Source organism: Achromobacter sp. RW408 (assembly GCF_003184165.1).
Lineage (GTDB): Bacteria > Pseudomonadota > Gammaproteobacteria > Burkholderiales > Burkholderiaceae_B > Achromobacter > Achromobacter xylosoxidans.
Map to the genome: position 1 here is coordinate 1,841,592 of NZ_QHHO01000049.1, position 18,401 is coordinate 1,859,992.

Annotated in this window: 11 protein-coding genes and 1 pseudogene; 9 read left to right on the forward strand and 3 right to left on the reverse strand. The window is 68.3% G+C overall.

Going from position 1 to position 18,401, the window contains the following annotated elements; all coding sequences use genetic code 11:
* The first annotated feature begins 116 nt into the window (after positions 1-116).
* From acpA to DK459_RS27880, 4 genes are all read left to right on the forward strand, one after another.
* Positions 117-1,859, forward strand: a complete 1,743-nt coding sequence (gene acpA / locus DK459_RS27865) for an acid phosphatase (protein WP_054497591.1) — start codon at positions 117-119, stop codon at positions 1,857-1,859.
* An 80-nt stretch (positions 1,860-1,939) separates the two neighbouring features.
* The gene (locus DK459_RS27870; protein WP_024069843.1) at positions 1,940-2,557 is read left to right on the forward strand and encodes an NUDIX hydrolase; all 618 of its coding nucleotides are present in this window, start codon (positions 1,940-1,942) and stop codon (positions 2,555-2,557) included.
* A gap of 63 nt (positions 2,558-2,620) precedes the next feature.
* Positions 2,621-3,664, forward strand: a complete 1,044-nt coding sequence (gene mnmH / locus DK459_RS27875; protein ID WP_053499556.1) for a tRNA 2-selenouridine(34) synthase MnmH — start codon at positions 2,621-2,623, stop codon at positions 3,662-3,664.
* A 311-nt stretch (positions 3,665-3,975) separates the two neighbouring features.
* Complete coding sequence (locus DK459_RS27880) at positions 3,976-7,323, forward strand: autotransporter outer membrane beta-barrel domain-containing protein (protein ID WP_110135202.1); 3,348 nt, start codon at positions 3,976-3,978, stop codon at positions 7,321-7,323.
* A gap of 22 nt (positions 7,324-7,345) precedes the next feature.
* Here the strand turns inward: DK459_RS27880 and DK459_RS27885 are convergent, their stop codons facing one another.
* From DK459_RS27885 to DK459_RS27895, 3 genes are all read right to left on the reverse strand, one after another.
* Positions 7,346-10,579: a hybrid sensor histidine kinase/response regulator gene (locus tag DK459_RS27885; RefSeq protein WP_020928867.1), complete on the reverse strand. Its 3,234-nt coding sequence runs from the start codon at positions 10,577-10,579 to the stop codon at positions 7,346-7,348.
* A gap of 93 nt (positions 10,580-10,672) precedes the next feature.
* Positions 10,673-11,947, reverse strand: coding sequence for an EAL domain-containing protein (locus DK459_RS27890; RefSeq protein WP_110135203.1), 1,275 nt, complete (start codon positions 11,945-11,947; stop codon positions 10,673-10,675).
* A complete protein-coding gene (locus DK459_RS27895; protein WP_083301426.1) occupies positions 11,944-14,721 on the reverse strand; it encodes an ATP-binding protein in 2,778 nt (925 codons plus the stop codon). The genes DK459_RS27890 and DK459_RS27895 overlap by 4 nt, the downstream gene beginning before the upstream one ends.
* Before the next feature lie 548 nt (positions 14,722-15,269).
* Here DK459_RS27895 and DK459_RS27900 point away from each other — a divergent pair.
* The 5 genes and pseudogenes from DK459_RS27900 to DK459_RS27920 form a co-directional block, all read left to right on the forward strand.
* Positions 15,270-15,677 carry a hypothetical protein gene (locus DK459_RS27900; protein ID WP_006387686.1) on the forward strand — a complete coding sequence of 136 codons (408 nt, stop codon included), beginning with the start codon at positions 15,270-15,272 and terminating at the stop codon, positions 15,675-15,677.
* Between the two features lie 74 nt (positions 15,678-15,751).
* Entirely contained in the window at positions 15,752-16,093 is a 342-nt protein-coding gene (locus DK459_RS27905; protein WP_006387685.1) for a hypothetical protein, read from the forward strand.
* 289 nt (positions 16,094-16,382) lie between these two features.
* Positions 16,383-17,108, forward strand: coding sequence for a c-type cytochrome (locus DK459_RS27910; protein WP_070542653.1), 726 nt, complete (start codon positions 16,383-16,385; stop codon positions 17,106-17,108).
* On the forward strand, positions 17,105-18,142 hold the full coding sequence (locus DK459_RS27915; protein ID WP_054444645.1) for a c-type cytochrome: 1,038 nt from the start codon (positions 17,105-17,107) through the stop codon (positions 18,140-18,142). The genes DK459_RS27910 and DK459_RS27915 overlap by 4 nt, the downstream gene beginning before the upstream one ends.
* A gap of 53 nt (positions 18,143-18,195) precedes the next feature.
* Positions 18,196-18,401, forward strand: a pseudogene (locus DK459_RS27920) (hypothetical protein); the annotation flags it as partial.

Consider the following 18,401-nt stretch of genomic DNA (forward strand, 5'->3'; position numbering starts at 1 on the left):
ATCGATAGAACCTGCGGTCTCTAGCCTACCGGCCTGCAAACCCATTTCAAGCCGGCTGTCATCCGGCGACCCGTGGCGCAATGACAGGGCGCCGCCCACACCGCAAGGTCTACAACATGTCTGAAAAAGAAAAGCGCGCGGCCACGCCGGCCGCCGCGACACCGACCGCCGCCGATTCCCAGGATGCCAATGCCCCCGCCCGGGCCACCCGCCGCGGCTTCCTGACCGGCATCGCGGCGCTCGGCGCCAGCGCCGCCGCGATGGGCGCCCTGGCAGGCTGCTCCAGCGACGACGATGACGACGGCAACGACAACACGCCTCCCACCGCCCCCGCGCCGGTCGACGTGACGGCGCAATTGCGCAAGAACGTCAAGACGCTGGTGGTGATCTTCGCGGAGAATCGCAGCTTCAACAACCTTTTCGCCAACTTCCCCGGCGTGGAAAAACCGCTGTCGGCGCTGACCGCCGCGGACTACACGCAGAACGATCGCGACGGCACGCCGCTGCCGGTGCTGCCGCCCGTGTGGGGCGGCATGGTGCCGACCTCGCAGCAGGCCAACCATGTTGCCTATCAGGTGGCCGAGAACGCGCCCTACATGAACAACCTGCCCAACGCGCCGTTCGACCTGCGCGGTCCGCAGGGCGAGCCGCTGCCGCAGGGCGTGGTCACGCGCGACCTGTGGCACGTGTTCTACCAGAACCAGATGCAGATCAACGGCGGCAAGAACGACCGCTTCGTGGCCTGGGCCGACTCGGGCGCGCTGGTCATGGGCCACTATGGCGACTCCGCGTACAACCTGCGCCTGTGGAAGCTGGCGCAGGAATTCGTGCTGTGCGACAACTTTTTCCAGGGCGCCTTCGGCGGCTCGTTCCTGAACCACCAGTACCTGATCGCCGGTCGTCCGCCGTTCTATCCGAACGCCGCCGCCTCGGTCGCCAGTACCCAGATCGCGCAATTGCAAAGCAGCGATCCGGCCGATCCGCGCCTGCAGCCCAAGCCCGCTTCGCCGGCCAGCGCCCTCGCCGGCATCCCGCAATTCGGTGCCAGCGCGCTGACGCCGGACGGCTATGGCGTCAACACCATGGCCCCGCCCTACTGGCCGTCGTTCTCGCGCGACGCCGCGCATCCGGAACTGGCCGACGCCACCAGCCCACAGACCATGGTGCCGCAGGAACACCCCAACATCGGCGACCTGATGGACGCCAAGGGCCTGGACTGGGCCTGGTATGCGGGCGGCTGGCAGGCGGCGGTCGACTCGACCGCCAATTCCGGCTTTCCGTCGTCGCCCAATTTCCAGGCGCACCACCAGCCCTTCAATTACTTCAAGAGCACCGGCCCCGGCACCGCGGCCCGCGCCGCGCACCTGCGCGATGGCGGCCTGGGCGATCTGGCGTCGACCAACCGGTTCCTGGCCGATGCCGAAGCCGGCAAGCTGCCGCCGCTGACGTTCTACAAGCCGCAAGGCAACCTGAACATGCACGCCGGCTATGCCGACGTGGATTCGGGCGACCGGCACATCGCCCACATCGTCGACAGCCTGCGCAAGAGCGCCCAATGGGAGAACATGGTGGTGGTCATCACCGTGGACGAGAACGGCGGCTGGTGGGACCATGTCGCGCCGCCGGCGGGCGACCGCTGGGGCCCTGGCACCCGCGTTCCCGCGCTGGTGGTCTCGCCCTTCGCCCGCAAAGGCACCGTGGACCACACCATCTACGATACCGGCTCGATCCTGCGCCTGGCCGCGCGGCTGTTCGACCTGCCCACCCTCGATGGCCTGAAGGCCCGCGACGACGCCATGAAAGCGCGTGGCCAGCAGCCCATGGGCGACCTGACCAACGCGTTGGCCTTCAACGCCTGAACGTCGCGCGCCGATACGGCTTAGAATCTTCCTCGGAGGGGCGCAATCGCGTCGCCCCGCCAACGCGAGGATGCTCCGCCATGGAAGACTTCTGGTTCGCCAAAGCCAAGCGCCTGCAGGCCATCGCCTGCACCGGCCTGGCCTATTGCGACGACGACTACGAACGCGAGCGCTTGCAGGAGACCCTGGACATCGCCAACGGCATGCTGGCGCGCCTGGCCACGGCTCCAGTCGAGCGCATCGCCCAGTTGTCCCCCGACGCCCGCGCCTATCCCACGCCCAAGGTCGACGTGCGCGCCGCCGTCATCCGCGACGGCCGCATCCTGCTGGTGCAGGAACGCAACAACGGCCGCTGGACATTGCCGGGCGGCTTTGCCGAGATCGGCTATTCCGCCGCCGAAAACGCCGAAAAGGAAGTCATGGAGGAAGCCGGCCTGAAGGTGCGCGCCAGCGCCCTGTACGGCGTGCGGCACAAGGCCAAGGGACCATTCGCCCCCGACGTGCGCGACTTCTATAAGCTGTATTTCCTGTGCCAGCGGCTGGACGACGGCGCTCCCGCCCCGGGACCGGAAACCGCCGACGCCGCCTACTTCGCGCCGGACCGACTGCCGCACTTGTGCCGCGACCGGGTCGCCGCGCAGGATATCGAACGCGCCTTTGCCTTCATGGCGCGGCCCGACCGGGTGTTCCTGGACTAGCGAGTCCGGCAGGTCCCCCGGCGGCGTGCGAGAATTCGCTCTTCTCCCCTGGATCTTCCCGCCTTGAAACACCTGCTTGTCGGCCTGGACAGACGAGATGAGTTCGACGACATCATCGATGTGCGCACGCCACTCGAGTATGCCGACGACCACATCCCCGGCGCGCTGAACGCCCCGGTATTCAGCAACGAGGAGCGCGCCCGCGTCGGCACGCTGTACCGGCAATCGCCCTTCGAAGCCACGCGCCTGGGGGCCGCGCTGGCGGCGCGCAACATCGCCCGCCACCTCGACACCACCTTCGCCAACCGGGCGCAAGGCTGGCGCCCGCTCATCTACTGCTGGCGCGGCGGCAAGCGCTCGGGCTCGATGACGGTGATGTTCAACATGATCGGCTGGCGCGCGCGCCAACTCGATGGCGGCTACAAGACCTACCGCCGCGCCACGCTGGAAGCGCTGGACGCGCTGCCCGCCGGCCTGCGCTTCGTGGTGCTGACCGGCCCCACCGGCAGCGGCAAGACGCGCCTGCTCAACGCGCTGCAACAGGCTGGCGCGCAGACGCTGGACCTGGAGGCGCTGGCCGCGCACCGGGGCTCGCTGCTGGGCGCGCGGCCGGGCGTGCCGCAACCGACGCAAAAACGCTTCGACACGCTGCTGGCGGCGCGCCTGCGCGAGCTGGACGCCTCGGGGCCGGTATTCGTCGAAGCCGAAAGCCGCAAGATCGGCGCGGTGGCGCTGCCCGCCGCGCTGCTGGCCGCCATGCACCAGGGCGCCTGCGTCGCGGTCTCTGCCAGCCCCGAAGACCGCGCCGCCTTCCTGCGGCAGGACTATGCGCAACTGCTGGACGACCCCGCCGCGTTCAAGTCGCAGTTGCAACGCCTGGTCGGCCTGCACAGCCGCGACACCATCGGCGGCTGGCTGCGCATGGTCGACGAAGGCCGCGACGCCGACCTGGCGCGCGAGCTGATCGACAAACACTACGACCCGGCCTATGCCCGCAGCAGCCACGCCCATTTCACGCGCCTGCCCCAGGCGCTGCAAGTGGTGTTCCGTCCCAACGACAGCGATCTCGTGGCGCAGGCGCGCGCGCTGTTGGCGGCGCTGGGCTGACGCATTTTCCTACCTGAAATCCGCTTCGGCGGAGTCAAGAATTTTCTTAAAGGCCGCATTTTTCCGCCGGGAAATGCGGCCTTTCCGCGCCCGTTTTCAATTCATTACTTCTCCTTCCAATCTATACAGCGCTTCTAAGAATCGTCTTATTTTTCTGCGCGCTTCCGAAACGCACCATGGACGCTACTGCCACGTCATCGCCTTTGTCCGATACGCACCAGTACGCTTCAGTGGCCGCCGTTTCGTCCGGGGCCCGGATCTGATCGATAAAAGTGTATGGGGTTGCCAAGGCCAAGGGCCAAGGAGCCCCTATGCACTGTCCCCTCAACCCCATCATGCTCGGGTTGCTTGCCCTCACGCTGCCCGCCCTTGCCGGCTCGGCCGACGCCGCCGAACGCGGCCAGGTGCTGGTCAACGACGCCGCCGGCGCGACGCAGCTGATGCTCGGCGACGGCGACACCGCCACCTATGCCGGCGCCGGCGCCGCCATCGATGTCTCGGTGGCCGGCAACACGGTGCGTGGCGCCGGCATCACCGTCACGGCCGGATCGGCCTCCGCCCGCAGCACCATCGGCGTGCGCGCCAGCGCCGGCGGCAAGGTGACGCTGTCGGACAGCGCCATCAAGACGCTGGGCGACGGCCAGGGCGCGCATGCCCTGGCCGCCAGCGGCGCCGGCAGCGTGGTCAGCGTGAGCGGCAGCGACGTCAGCACCCAGGGCACGTATTCTCACGGCGCCTACGCGCAGTCCGGCGGCCGCATCGAACTGGACGGCGGCACCATCACCACCACCAATAGCGGCAGCCGCGGCCTGAGCGCCGAGGGCGCCGGCTCGGTCATCGTCGCCCGCGACGTGGTCCTCTCCACCGCCGCGTACAACGCCGGCGGCGCCTATGCCGAAAACGGCGCCAGCATCACCTTGCATGGCGGCAAGATCACGACCACGGGCAATTACGGCGACGGCATCAGCGTGCGCGGCGCCAATGCCCTGGTGTCCGTGTATGGCACCGAGATCAACGTGGGCGCCGGCGTCGGTGCGCGGCTCGAGGGCGGCCGCTTCGTGATGGACGGCGGCAGCCTGACCGCCGGCGGCTCGGCGGTGATGCTCAGCTCGGGCACCGGCGCCGCATCCAGCGTCGACATCCGCAACGCCACCCTGACGTCCACCGGCGACTTTGGCTATGGCATCAACATCAACGCCAAGGACACCTCCGCGGCGGTCGAGAACGTTTCGATCTCGGCGCTGGGCTACTACGGCACCGGCGTCTGGCTGCCGTCCACCGGCACCTCGTTCACGGCCACCGGCTTTGATCTCACCTCGTCCCATGTGGGCGTGGACAACCGCGCGGGCCGGGTCACGCTGGTCGACGGCAACGTCACGACCCGCGATGCCAATGCCCACGGCCTGTATGTATCCCGCGAATACGGCAGCTCCGCCACCATCAAGGCCACCAAGGTCAACGTCAAGACCCGTGGCGACGGCGCAGTCGGGGTGCTGGCGCGCGCCAGCGGCGCCGCCATCGAACTGCTGGACGCCAGCGTGACCACCGAGGGCGCCAGCGCCTATGGTCTGTTCGCCAGCGGCTCCGGCGTCAGCCTGTCGGCGCGCAACACCCAGATCAGCACCAGCGGCGCCAACGCGACCGGCCTGTCCGTCAGCAACCGCGCGGCGGTCACGCTGGACAACACCGGCTTCACGCTGGCCGGCGCAGGCGCCCATGGCATCTGGAGCTACGTCACCGCCGCCGGTGTCAGCAACACCGTCACGCTGCGCAATGGCAGCCGCATCGACACCCAGGACGGCGTCGGCCTGCTCGCCTCGGGCGGCGGCCATACTTTCCTGGTCTCCGACTCGGATATCACCGCGCGCGCCGGCGGCGATGTCGGCAGCGGCGTGCTGCTGCACTCGCGCGCGGTGACCGTAACCAGCGGCGGAGTATCCACCGTCATCGAAAGCGAACAGGTCACGCTCGACGCCACCAACGCCCGGCTCACCGGCGACGTGCTGGCCGACAGCGGCACGGTGGACGTGTCGCTGGCGAACGGCTCGACGCTGAACGGCGCCCTGGTGCAGCGCGGCACGGGCCGCATCAACGGCCTGACGCTGGATGGCACCAGCACCTGGATCGTGCGCGGCGATTCCAGCCTGGCCACGCTGTCCAACGCCGGCACCGTCGCTTTCGCGGCCCCGGCGGGCGGCGCCGGCTTCAAGACCCTGACCGTCAACAATTACGTGGGCGGCGGCACACTGGTGCTCAACACACAATTGGGGGATGACGCCTCGCCCACCGACAAGCTGGTGATCGACGGCGGCACAACGTCCGGCAATACCGCGCTGCGCATCGTCAACGCCGGCGGCAGCGGCGGCCAGACCACCTATGGCATTCGCGTGGTCGAAACCATCAACGGCGGCACCACCACGGCGGATGCGTTCCACCTGGACAGTGGCTCGACCGGCTACCGCGCCAGCGCCCGTACCGTGTCGCTCAACGGCTATGACTACAGCCTGGTGCGCGGCGGCAACGGTGCCGTGGCGCCCGACTGGTACCTGACCTCCGACTACACGCCGCCGGTGACGCCGCCCGATCCGACCGACCCGACCGACCCGACCGACCCCGGCGATCCGACCGGTCCGGTGACCCCGCCGGCCCCCGTTCTGCCGGGCGGTCCCGGCTTCAAGAACGTCTCGCCCGAAAGTGGCGCCTATGCCGGCAACCGGCTCGCCGCCACCCGGCTCTTCACCCACAGCCTGCATGACCGCGTGCCAGCCTATGCCGACGGCGACGCCGACGCACGCAATGGCCGCGGCCTGTGGGCGCGCGTGCAGGGCCGCCATGACAGCGGCCTGCGCATGTCCGAGGGGCGTGTCGACGTCGACACCGACAGCGCGATGGTGCAACTGGGCGGCGACCTGCTGAAGGCGCCGCTGGGCCGGGAAGGCGCCCTCTATGCGGGCCTGATGGGCGGTTATGGCGACGCGCGCTCGCGTTCGGTATCGACCCTGATGCTGCCGGGCGCCACGCAGTCGACTCATGCCCGCGCCCGCGGCAAGGTTTCCGGCTATGCCGGTGGCGTCTACGGCACTTTCTATGCCAACGACCTCACCCGCCTGGGCGCCTACGCCGACACATGGATCCAGTACGGCCGCTACACCAACCAGGTCAGCAGCGAACTCGGGTCGGTGCGCTACCGCTCGAACGTCTGGAGCGCCTCGCTCGAAGGCGGCTATGCCCTCAAGCCCTTCGCCGCCGGGTCGGCGCTGGAAGCCCTGGTGATCGAACCGAACGCGCAACTGGTCTACAGCCGCTACCGCGCCCAGGACGCCACGCTGCAAGGCACCCGCATGCGCAGCGGCGACAACGGCAGCTGGCAGTCGCGCGTCGGCGTGCGGCTCTATCCGCAGGTCACGCCGCGGCCGGGCAAGAGCAGCGTTCGCCCGTTCCTGGAGACCAACTGGCTGCACCGCAGCGACGATCCGACCGTGCGCATGGGCAGCACCACGCTGCAGGCCCAACCCTCGCGCAACGCCCTCGAGCTGAAGGTGGGCGCGGAGGGCCGGGTGGGCAAGGCGGTGCAGGTGTCCGGCCACCTCTTTGGCCAGACGGGCAGCCGCAGCCAGCACGGCTATGGCGGCATGTTGAATGTCAGCTATCGCTGGTGACCGCGTGCCGGGGCGGCTGGCGTCAGAGTTCGGCCAGGGTCTGCCTGAGCGATACCGCCAGGGCGGTCAGCAACGCCCTCACCGCGTCGTTCAGGCCGTCGGCCACCAACCGGTCCTCGGCGCTTTCGGCCTGCTGGTACAGATCCATCGCCTGCACCGCGGCGAATCCGCCGCGCATGCGATGCAGCACGGCGCGCAGGTCGCGCGCGTTGCCATCGGCCTCGGCCTGTTCCATGCGCGCCAGGTCCTGGGTCATGGTTTCCAGGAACACCTCGCGGTACTTGCCGACGATGGGCGGCGCGGCGCGCGGGCTCGCGGCCTCGGCCGCGCCGGCCGTCCGGGGCGCCGCCGGCTCGCCGCGAACGGCGCGCAGCTGGCTCCACAGCAGGCTCAGCTTGATCGGCTTGACCAGCCAGTTGCTCATGCCCGCCGCCTTGCAGCGGGCCTCTTCGTCCTTGAGCGCATTGGCCGTGACGCCGATGATGGGCACGGTCACGCCCTGCGCGCGCAACGCGCCGGCCAGTTCGTAGCCGTTCATGCGAGGCATGTTGACGTCGGTCAGCACCACGTCGAACGGCTCGATGTTCCATTGCGCCAGCGCCTCGGCGCCATCCGGCGCCACCGTCACCTGGCAACCCAGTTGCTCCAGCTGATCGCACATCGTCACCTGGTTGATCGGGTTGTCCTCGGCCACCAGGATACGCAGGTTCAATGGCGCGTAGTGAGGCGTCGCCGTGTCCTTGGCGGTATCGGTATCGCCGCGCGCCCATCGCTCGAGCGCGAAGCCGATGCTGGACAGGTAGTGGCGGTCGGCGCGGTACAGCGCGGTGCCGCGCACGTCGCGGCCGCCGGCCGAGACCACCGGCCCCCGCCATTCGGTCGGCGCCGCCGCATCGCCGACGATGTGCACGTCAACCAGCACGCCGTCGCTGTCCTCGTCGCGCGCGATGACCGCCGGCGCGACGCTGGCCTGCGCGCCCCAATAGGCCAGCCACTGGCAGATGTTCTCGCTCAGCTCCTTGCGCGCGCTGCGCACGTAGACGCGCAATCCGTCCAACCGCGGCGACGGCCCGGGCGGAGGCTCGGCCGTATCCAGGTCGATGGCGATCGAAAAACTGCTGCCCAATCCCAATTCACTGGTCACTTGGATCGTACTCCCCATCAATTCGGCCAGGCGCGCGCAGATCGACAGACCGATGCCCGCGCCTCGCACCAGGTGCGATCCGCTATCGATCTGGTAGAACGGCTCGAACAGGCAGACCTGGTTTTCGGCGCTGATGCCGACGCCACTGTCGACCACCTGGAAATGCAGGCGGGCGCGGCCGTCCGGCAGGACCTCGGCGCGCAGCCGCGCCACCACATGGCCGGAATCGGTGAACTTGATGGCGTTGTTGACCAGGTTGTTGAGAATCTGCCGGATACGGCCGCCGTCGCCCACCACCCACGCCGGCGTCGAGGTATCGATACAGCTGTAGATGACCAGCCCCTTCTGTTCGGCCATGCCGGCATAGGAGGCGACGCAATGCTGCACCAGCTCGCGCGGATCGAAGCCGTCCATCTCGAGCCCCAGCTGGCCGGACTCGATCTTGGTGATGTCGAGGATGTCGCTGATCAACTGCTGCAGGATCACCGACGAGTCCTGAATGCGGTCGACATGCCGGCGCTGCTCGTCGTCCAGGTGGGTCAGCGACAGCACTTCGAGCGTGCCGAGCACGCCATACAGGGGCGTGCGGATCTCGTGGCTCATGGTGGCCAGGAAGGTCGACTTGGCCTCGTTGGCGCGGTCGGCCTGTTGCTTGGCCTGCGCCAGCGTGTGTTCCATTTCGGCGCGCGCGCTGATGTCGGCGAAAGCACACAGCACCACGTCCTGCTTCTTGTAGCGCGTGGGCGCAAAGGCCACGAACAGCGGCCGCCCCTCGTGGGTGCGGAAGGTCTCGATGGTGCCCGGCCTGGAGGCGCCCAGGACCTGGCGCAGCAGCTTGTTGGCTTCCGGCGAATCCCGCGGCTGCTCGCCCACGGCGATGCCCAGCCACTGGATGGCCAGCGCGTTGCCGAACACCACGCGGCCGTCGAGCCGCGACAGCACGCACAGCGCCACCGGCGCGGTATCGAGCACGGTGCGGTTGAACTCCTCGCTCTCGACCATGTCGAGGTGGGCGATTTCAGCCGGCTGGATGACGCGCCGGTTGTACCAGAGCAGGTAGACCGCGCCCGCCGCCAGGCCCAGCCCGAGCATCAGCAGGACCGTGATCGGCAGCCACATGTTGGCGCGGAAGAAGCTGCCGTAGTTCAGCTTGTAATAGCCGGTCCAGCTGCCCGTCCGATCGGCGATGCGCAGCACCAGCCCGTCGCCGCCGAAATGGAAGCCGGGCTGCCCGACCGCGGGCGGCGCGCCCTCGCCGATGAGTACGCCGGTGCCCTTGTGCTGCAACCAGAACTGGTCGTACAGCGGCTCGCGCAGGATCTGCTCTGAAATGCTGACCCGGCCGCGGCTCAGCAGCGACACGGCATAGACGCTGCGCCGCGCCGTGAGGGTGCCGTCGCGGGTGTTCAGCGGCAGCGTCACCGGCAGCATGCCGATCAGCATGTCGGGCAGGTCGGCGTCCCGCAGCCAGGTGACCCGCGGGCCCTCGCCATGGGAACGGTCTTCCGGATCGGCGCCGCCGGCCGCCCGCCCCACCGCGTCCACCACCGACAGGAAGGTCTGCCGCGTCAATGGCTCGAAGCCGGACACCGTGGAGATGGCCGGCACGCTAAGGCTGAGCTGCTGGCTCGGCGAAATGATGAACAGCGGCGCCGCCGGATACACCGAGGCGGCCCAGCGGGTGGAATAGAAGTCGGACAGGTAGCCGCCGATGCCGGTGAAGACGCCGTCGACCACCGGGCAGGCATCGGGGCTCTGGCACAACAGCGAAAACGGCATCGCGGCGATGGCGTGCTGGCCGTCGAAGAACTCCCCGGCGGCCCGGTCGAAGCCTGGCGTTTCCCTGACGGGCGTGGCCGTCACCAGCCGCCGGCCATCGGGGTTCAAGCCCTGGGCGTGCAGGCTCTGCAACACGGTCTCGTGGGCGTGGATATAGCCGACCAGCACGGAGAAGTCGATGCGCAGCTTTTCCTCTTCCTGCTGCAGGATGCGCTGGGCGCCCCAATACAGCACCCCGCCGAGCACCAGCAGCAGGGGCAGCACGCCGAACAGCGCGATGTTCAACCGACGGGAAGCGCGTATGACTTTTATTAGCGGCGTATCCAGTTTCATAGGAGCATCGAGCGGGGACGAACGAGAGTCGAACGGGGAGCGAAAGAGCGTCAGGCCGGCTTCTGGCGGCCGCGGTCGGACTGCCCGGTGATTTCAGTGCCCACGGGCGCCGTGGCGGCGGCGCGCCGCCGGTTGGCCATGGACGGCGCCCGCCAGTTCGGCGGGCGTGGGCTCGTTGTCCAGCAATTCGTTGAACGCCGCCAGGTCGACGGCTGCCGAGATCAGGAAGCCCTGCACGCAATCGCAGCCGATCTGGCGCAGGAATTGCAGGTCTTCCATGGTCTCGACCCCCTCGGCGGTGACCTGCAACCCCAACTGCCGCCCGAGCTGCACCGATGACACCAGCGCGGCCGCCCGGACCTCGTCCTTGGTGGCCCCATGGACGAAAGCGCGGTCGATCTTCAGTTCGGTAAACGGCGTGGAGATGAGGCTGTACATCGAACTATAGCCCTTGCCAAAATCATCCTGCGACAAGCCGAATCCCTTCAGCCGCAAGCGGCTGGCGCCCATGTAGTAATTGCCGGGCGCCACCGTCATGTCGTCTTCCAGGAGTTCGAATGTTACGTCTTCGGCCGGAATGCCGCCATGGGTGACAAGGTGGTGCAGTTCGTCGGGCAGTTGCGGGCGATCCAGCAGGCTGACCGGCAGGTTGATCGACACCGGAACGCGGAAGCCGCGCCGGCGCCAGCTGCGATAGGCGGCCAGGCTGTCTTCCAGCATGCGCGTCAGCAGCTCGTAGTCCAGCCCGTACTCGCGCAGCGTGCGCAGGAACGAACCCGGCAGCATCAGGCCCAGCCCGCGATGCCGCCAGCGCACCAGCGCCTCGGCGCCGACGATGGTGCCGGAGGACAGGGATTTCTTGGGCTGGAACCAGGCCTGGATGCTGCCATCGCGCAAGGCGGATTCAACGCTGGCCCGGTCCAACAGGCCTTCGGTGTCGCCACGATGGGCCTGCGGCTCGTGGGCATCGTCGGGCGCGCGGCGCCGCAGGCGGTCCGCCAGGCTGGCGATCTGCTCGCCGGTGACGGGTTTGACGAAGGTGCCGAGCATCGAGAAGCCGTTTTCCTTGGCCATCAGCCCGACGCTGTTGGCCATGCGCCGCGAACAAGCGGTGACGACGGCAAGGATGGGCCGCAGGTTCAGGCGCGCCAGTTCATGGATGAATTGCACGCCGTCCATGCCGGGCATGCTGATGTCCATGAGCACCAGGTGGTAGCCTTCGGCGCTGATGCGGTCGAGCGCGGCGCCGGCGCTTTCGACGGTATCCACATGCCCGAAGCCGGCCTGTTGCAGCATGTCCTTGAGATGCAGGCGTTGCAACGCGTGGTCGTCCAGGACAAGCACTTTGTAATCGGAGAGCTGTTTCACTTCATATCCTTTGCGATGCCGTGCAGGGTCTGGGCCAGGACCATGAAAGGCAGGGGCTTGCACAACACCTGGGTCATGCCCGCGGCTACCCCGCGCTGCGCGATCTCGGCGGCCGAACTGGAAGTCAGGCCGATGAGGGGGCCGTCGTAGCCGCCCTCGCGCAGCGCCCGCGCCAGTTCGTAGCCGTTGACCACGGGCATGTTCAGGTCGGTCAGGACCAGGTCGAACCGTTCGCGGCGCCAGCGTTGCAGGGCCTCTTCGCCGTTGCCGGCCAGCGTCACGGCGCATCCGAGATGCTCGAGTTGCTCGCGCAGGATCAATTGGTTGATGACGTTGTCCTCGACGACCAGGATGCGCAGGTCGAGCGGCCCCTGTTTGGCGCCGTCGGCCCCCAGCGCGCCGGGTTCGACGCCGTCCTGCGCCATCTGTACGGCGCGGCAGATGCTGACCGGGTTGAATGCGCTGGCCACGCCGGCGCCGCCGGTGGCGGCCATGAAGGCGCCCTGGCCGGCGCCGGGCGCCAGCACCCGCACCCGCTGGTGTTTCCAGCGCGGTTCGGGCACCGCCGGCGGCCAGGTCTGCACCAGCACCGCGCCATCGGGTTCGACGCCGTCCGCCTGCCTGCGATAGGGCAAGGCGTTGGCGCCGCAGGCGGCCAGCCAGCCGCGCACGTTGTCGACCACCTCCGGCACCGCGCCGTCCACGTATACCGGTCGTGGCTGCAGGGTGAGAGGCGGCGCCGCCGCCTGTTCGTCGGTGTCCAGGGTCAGCGAGAACAGGATGCTGGTCCCCAGGCCTTCCTCGCTGACGACCGACAGCGAGCCGCCCATCAGGTCGGACAGGCGCCGGCAGATCGTCAGCCCCAGGCCGGTGCCGGCAACATCGCAATCCTGCGCCGCGGGCGCGCGGAAATAAGGCTCGAACAGCCGCGCGCGGTGGGTTTCACAAATGCCGGGGCCGGTATCGGCCACCTGGAAGCGCAGATGCGTGCGTCCCGGCCCCTCGGCGGTGGCGCTGGCGCGCAGCACGACCCGTCCGGCTTCGGTGAACTTGACGGCGTTGCTGACCAGGTTGTTGAGGATCTGCAGGATGCGGATCGAGTCGCCCAGCGCCGAGGCCGGCATGCCGACCTCGGTGATGGCGTAGACGTCCAGGCCCTTGGCGCGGGCGCGCGCCGCGTAATTGGCCACCACCTGCTCGACCAGGTCCGCCGGCGAGAAGGCGCTGATTTCGAGCTCTTCATGGCCGGCCTCGATGCGCGACAGGTCGAGCGTGCCGTTGATGGTGCGCAGCAGGGTCGACGAAGACTGCTGGATGGTGTTCAGGTACTGTTCCTGCTGTCCGGTCAGGCCGGTCAGGGCCAGCAGTTCCAGCGTGCCCAGGATGCCGTACAGCGGCGTGCGGATTTCGTGGCTGATGGTGGCAAAGAACATGGCCTTGGATTCGCTGGCGCGATCGGTGGCCAGCTTGGCCTGGCGCAAGGCATGCTCGACCTTCTTCTGCGCGGTGATGTCGCTGATGCCGCACAGCACGACGTCCTCGGATTGATAGGTGGTGGCGGCGAACGCCACGTAGGCGCTGCGGCCGTCCTTGAGGGTGTATTCGCCGCCGCCGGTTTCGATGCCGGCCCCCAGCAGGGCCTGGCGCCAATGGTCCTGTTCGCCAAGCCATTGCCGCGCCGCCGCGTTCGACAGCAGCAGTTCGCCATCCTTGCGCCGCAGCAGGCACAACCCCACCGGCGCCACGTCGACGATCTTGCGGTTCAGCGCCACGCTGTCGACCAGGGCCTCGTACTGCCGCAGCGCGGGTTTCACCAACCGGTTGCGGATGTGGCGCACCGCCAGCAGCACGATGACGATCAGCAACGCCGCCACCGCGCCGGCGGTCCAGAACGCCACGGCGCCATCTTCGAGCAGGTCGCCGATGGGCACGTAGTACGCCAGCCGCCAGCCCGCCTCGCCGACCGACTTGACCAGCACCAGCGTCTGCGGCCACCAACTTTCGCCGCGCAGCCGGAACGAATCGCTCGACAGGTAGGCGGGCGTTTCCTCGACCCGCGGCGGCAGCGTGCCGCCATGCAGCGCCATGGCGCCGTTGCCGTCGTACAGGGCATAGCCGGCGCCGCCGCTGGCGCATTCGGTTTCGCCGACGACCGCGCCCAGGCCGCCGACCTCGAGTCCGATCCAGGTACGTTCATCGCCGGTGACGTCGGCCGGGGTATAGAGGAATAGGCGGTTGGCCTCGTCCATGGGCGGGCGCAGCCAGACGATCGGATTGCGGCCGTCGGGTCCCGGTTGCGCGCTGCGCAGCCGCAACGCCTGCGCCAGCCAGCGCGCGGTGGCGTCGGACATGGGCGTGGCGCCGGCGTCGGACCGCAGCGACAGGCGCGTGACCGTGGCATTGGCGGGCGAGGCATAGACGACGTGCGCGCGCAATTGCGCCACGTTGGCGCGATCGCGCGGCGTCAGGATCAGCGCCCATTCATAGGTGCCACCGGCATCGACCAGCGGCGCCACGCTGATTTGGCCGGTGGCGCCGAAGGTCCGGGGAGTATCGGCGACCGACATGCGGTCGGTGTTGCGCACCGCCGAGGCGGCCACCGAACGCAACAGCGACTCGCGCTGGTCGAAATACAGCTGCGCGGTGTAGGCGCCGGCGTTCATGCGGCGACGGTATTTGGAGACTTCGCCGGTGAACGCGCCATAGGCGTACAGCGCCGTTCCCACCAGGATGCAAGCCGCGAGCGCCACGGCAAACATGTGCAGAAGAAGCATAGGCAGGCCTGGGGCCGCCGCCGTCAATGCTTCCCGGGAACGGGGATTCAAGATCATGCGTCGATCATAGATTTCCGCTTTGGCGGCCAAGCCAAGAATATTCTCAAAGCGTGAGAGCGGGCCTGCCCCCCGGCACGCGCGGCCCCTGCCTTGTTTCGGCCCGGGGAAAAACCCGCCGCGCCAGCGCTCTCGGCCACGTCGCAATCGCCTCCCCCTGGCGATCCGCCCGGTCCGGCCCGCAGCCATGTCGCCGTGGTTTTTCGCCCGCTCTATGTAACAAAATCAAATAAATTAATTCAGAACAAGCCGACGCCAACCGGCATCGCCAGACCGGCCAGCCCCCCTTCGCCCGCGCCTCGCCCTATGACGGCCCCCCGCTTTTGCCGAACCTTCCCCGATGGCAACCCCGGAAAATTGGGTAGGCCAGCCCGGCGCCCCGGGCGGCGGATGTGGAATGCGCGCCACACCCCCACTCGCCATGGGCGCGACGCGCTGGCATCATGCGGCGCGTAGGGCACCTGTCGAGCATCTGAACAAGGAAAACAAACGTGCGATTCAGTTTTTTCAAGGCCCTGCTGGCCTGCCTGTGCGGCGCCGTGCTGAGCGCCTGCACCACCTGGGACGTGGCGATGATGCGCCACAAGGGCAAGCCCGTGAATGACATCGTGGCCGATTGGGGCGTGCCCGACCGCGTCTATGCCAGCGAAGACCTGCCGATCGGGCAGCTGGTCTATATGTGGCAGACCTCCGGCGAAGTCTCGTGGGACGAAGCCGTCGGCACCTTCTACGTGCCTCCGCCCGGCGGCGTCAGCTACGGTTTCGGCAACAACACCGGCACCATCTACCAGCGGCGCACGGGCGTCGCCAGCTGCTACACCATGCTGCACGTCGACGAGAAGGGCATCGTCGTCGGCGGCGAACTCGTCAACAACGGCACGACCTGCAAGATGTGGTGACGGCGGCGCCACGCGGATCGCCCAAGCGCCCCGCCGGCCGGCCTCTCCTCGGACAACCCGCAAGAGACTTCCTGATGATGAACATGAAAGCCACCCACGCCCTAGTCGTTCCCCTGCTCGCCCTGGCCCTGCTGGCCGGGCCGGCCCTTGCCGCCGAAAAGAAACCCACCGCGGGCGACATTTCGCGCGCCATCGCCTATGCCGACGTGATGCGCGCCTTCGCCTACAGCAAGCAGGCCACCGAGTTCAAGGAACGCTTCGACAAGATCGGCCCCGGTCCGGACGGACTGGAGGCCATGACCAATGCGGCCAACCTCATGACACTGGCCAACCAGGCCATGCGCGCGGCCTGCGCGCGCGAACCGCACTACGTGGAAAAGGGCATCGAAGCCTTCCGCTGCAGCAAGATCAAGTAGGCAGGCGGCTCGACCCGGCAGGGTCGAGCCGCGCACCAGGCCCCGAACCAGGGCTGCCGCGGATCAAGGCAAGCAGGCGAGGCCGACGACCGGCAGGCCCGCCATAGAACCCCGCAGGACTCACGTTCCGCGGGGTTTTTTGCGCCTGGACAGGACGGGCGGCATCGTCGCGATGCGACGGGCGCGCGCGCGAACGCGATCTTTGTGTCCTACCTTTCGTGCATAGCGGTTCTATGTCGTCGTCTTTGGAAATATAGTCGAGCCAAAATCTTCGGCAGCGTTCCTCCTCATGTCCTCCCGCCTTCTGCCCGGCGCCCGATGGGCGAGCGTGGCGATCTTCTTCGCCAGTGTGTTTTCCGTAGTGCCCGGCACGGTCCAGGGCGCGCCTGACGGACTGCTCATCAGCACCCAGGGCGCCAACGGCGCGCCCGCCTGTATGCTCTGCCACGGCGCCCACGGAGAAGGCAACCAGGTCTCCGGCTTTCCGCGATTGGCAGGCGCTGGCGCGGCCTATCTGCAGGAACAGCTTGAGGCCATCGCCAACGGCTCGCGCGTCAGTCCCGTCATGACAGCCATCGCCAAGACGCTGGAACCGGCGCAACGCGAGGCCGTGGCGCGGTTCTACGCCGCGCTGCCCTCCCCCCTGGACACCGACCGCCTGGCCGCCACCGCGCAGCAGTCTCCCAAGCCCGCCGACGTGGGCGCCTGGCTCGCCATTCGTGGCGCCTGGGACAGAAACATACCCGCCTGCAACCAGTGCCACGGCCCCGGCGGCATCGGGGTGGGCGATCATTTCCCAAGCCTGGCGGGCCAGCCCGCCGCCTACCTCTCGGAACAGCTGCGCCTGTGGCGTGAAAACCAACGTCCGCCCGGCCCGCTGGGTTTGATGGCGGCGGTCGCCACGCGCCTGACAGACGCCGAAATCACCGCGGTGTCCGCCTACTACGCCGGCCTGCCCAGGGCCGCCGACCCGCTCACCGCGCAAGCCGGCACCGCAGCGAAGGCCAAGCCATGATCCCACCCTCCTCCCGCCTGCGCCCGCTGCAGGTTGCCGTTCTTGCGCTGCTGGCCATCAGCGCGCTCGTCCTGGCCACCGCGATTCGCAACGGGCGCCCGACGTTTCCCACGACGGCCCTTCCTCACCCGCCAGCCGATACGCCCGCCGATCGAGCGTCAACCCTTGGTCCTGCTGCCGCCGCGCCGCGGCCCGATACCCGCCCCGCTTTCACGCCGCCATCAGCCGCATCGCTGCCGGACACGGCATTCGGCAAGACCGTGCGCCAGGGCGAGCAGATCTTCCTTCATACGCCGCAGAACGCTCCCCAGTTCGCGGGCAACAACCTGAATTGCTCCAGCTGCCACCTGGACGCTGGCCGCCGCCCCGACGCCGCGCCCATGTGGGCAGCCTACGTGATGTATCCGGCCTATCGCGCCAAGAACGGCCACGTCAATACGCTCGCCGAACGATTGCAGGGTTGTTTCCGTTTCAGCATGAACGGCAAGCCACCCGCGGCCGACGATCCGGTCCTGGTCGCGCTGCAGACCTACATGTTCTGGCTCGCCGACAAGGCGCCCACCGGCGTGCCGCTCAAGGGCCACGGCTATCCGAAGCTGGCGGCGCCGCCGCAGAAGGCCGACTACCTGCGGGGCAGCCAGGTCTACGCCCGGAACTGCGCCGTCTGCCATGGCGCCGAAGGCCAGGGTCAGAAGAATGGCGAGCACTGGGTCTTCCCGGCCTTGTGGGGTCCCGATTCCTTCAACTGGGGCGCCGGCATGCATCAGATCAAGAACGCCGCCGGCTTCATCAAGGCCAACATGCCATTGGGCCGTGGCGGCCTGCTGAGCGACCAGGAAGCCTGGGATGTGGCCTACTTCATGAACGCGCATGAACGCCCGCAAGATCCGCGCTACACCGAATCCGTGGCCAAGACCCGCGCCAAATACCACGATTCCGAGGATTCGCTGTACGGCCTCGAAATCAATGGCCACCTGCTTGGCAGCGAGGCCCCGCCGTCCGGAGGCAGGCTTGCGCAGGGCGCCGGGCGCTGAGGCCGGATGTCATCGGCCATTGACGATGGAGTCCCAGCCGGCACCGCCACCACATGCGACACCGATCCATTTTCGCGCAGCCCCCGAGCCTGTCCGACGCCGACCGGCGATTGCGCCGGCACGCGTTGCTGCGCCTGTCGCTGGCCTGGCTGGCAATGATGCAGGTGATGATGCTTGCGTGGCCCGGCTATCTGCGCCATGACGGCATCCCCAGGGACGCCCTGGAAACGCTGGACTGGGCCATCGTGCTGATGAACTG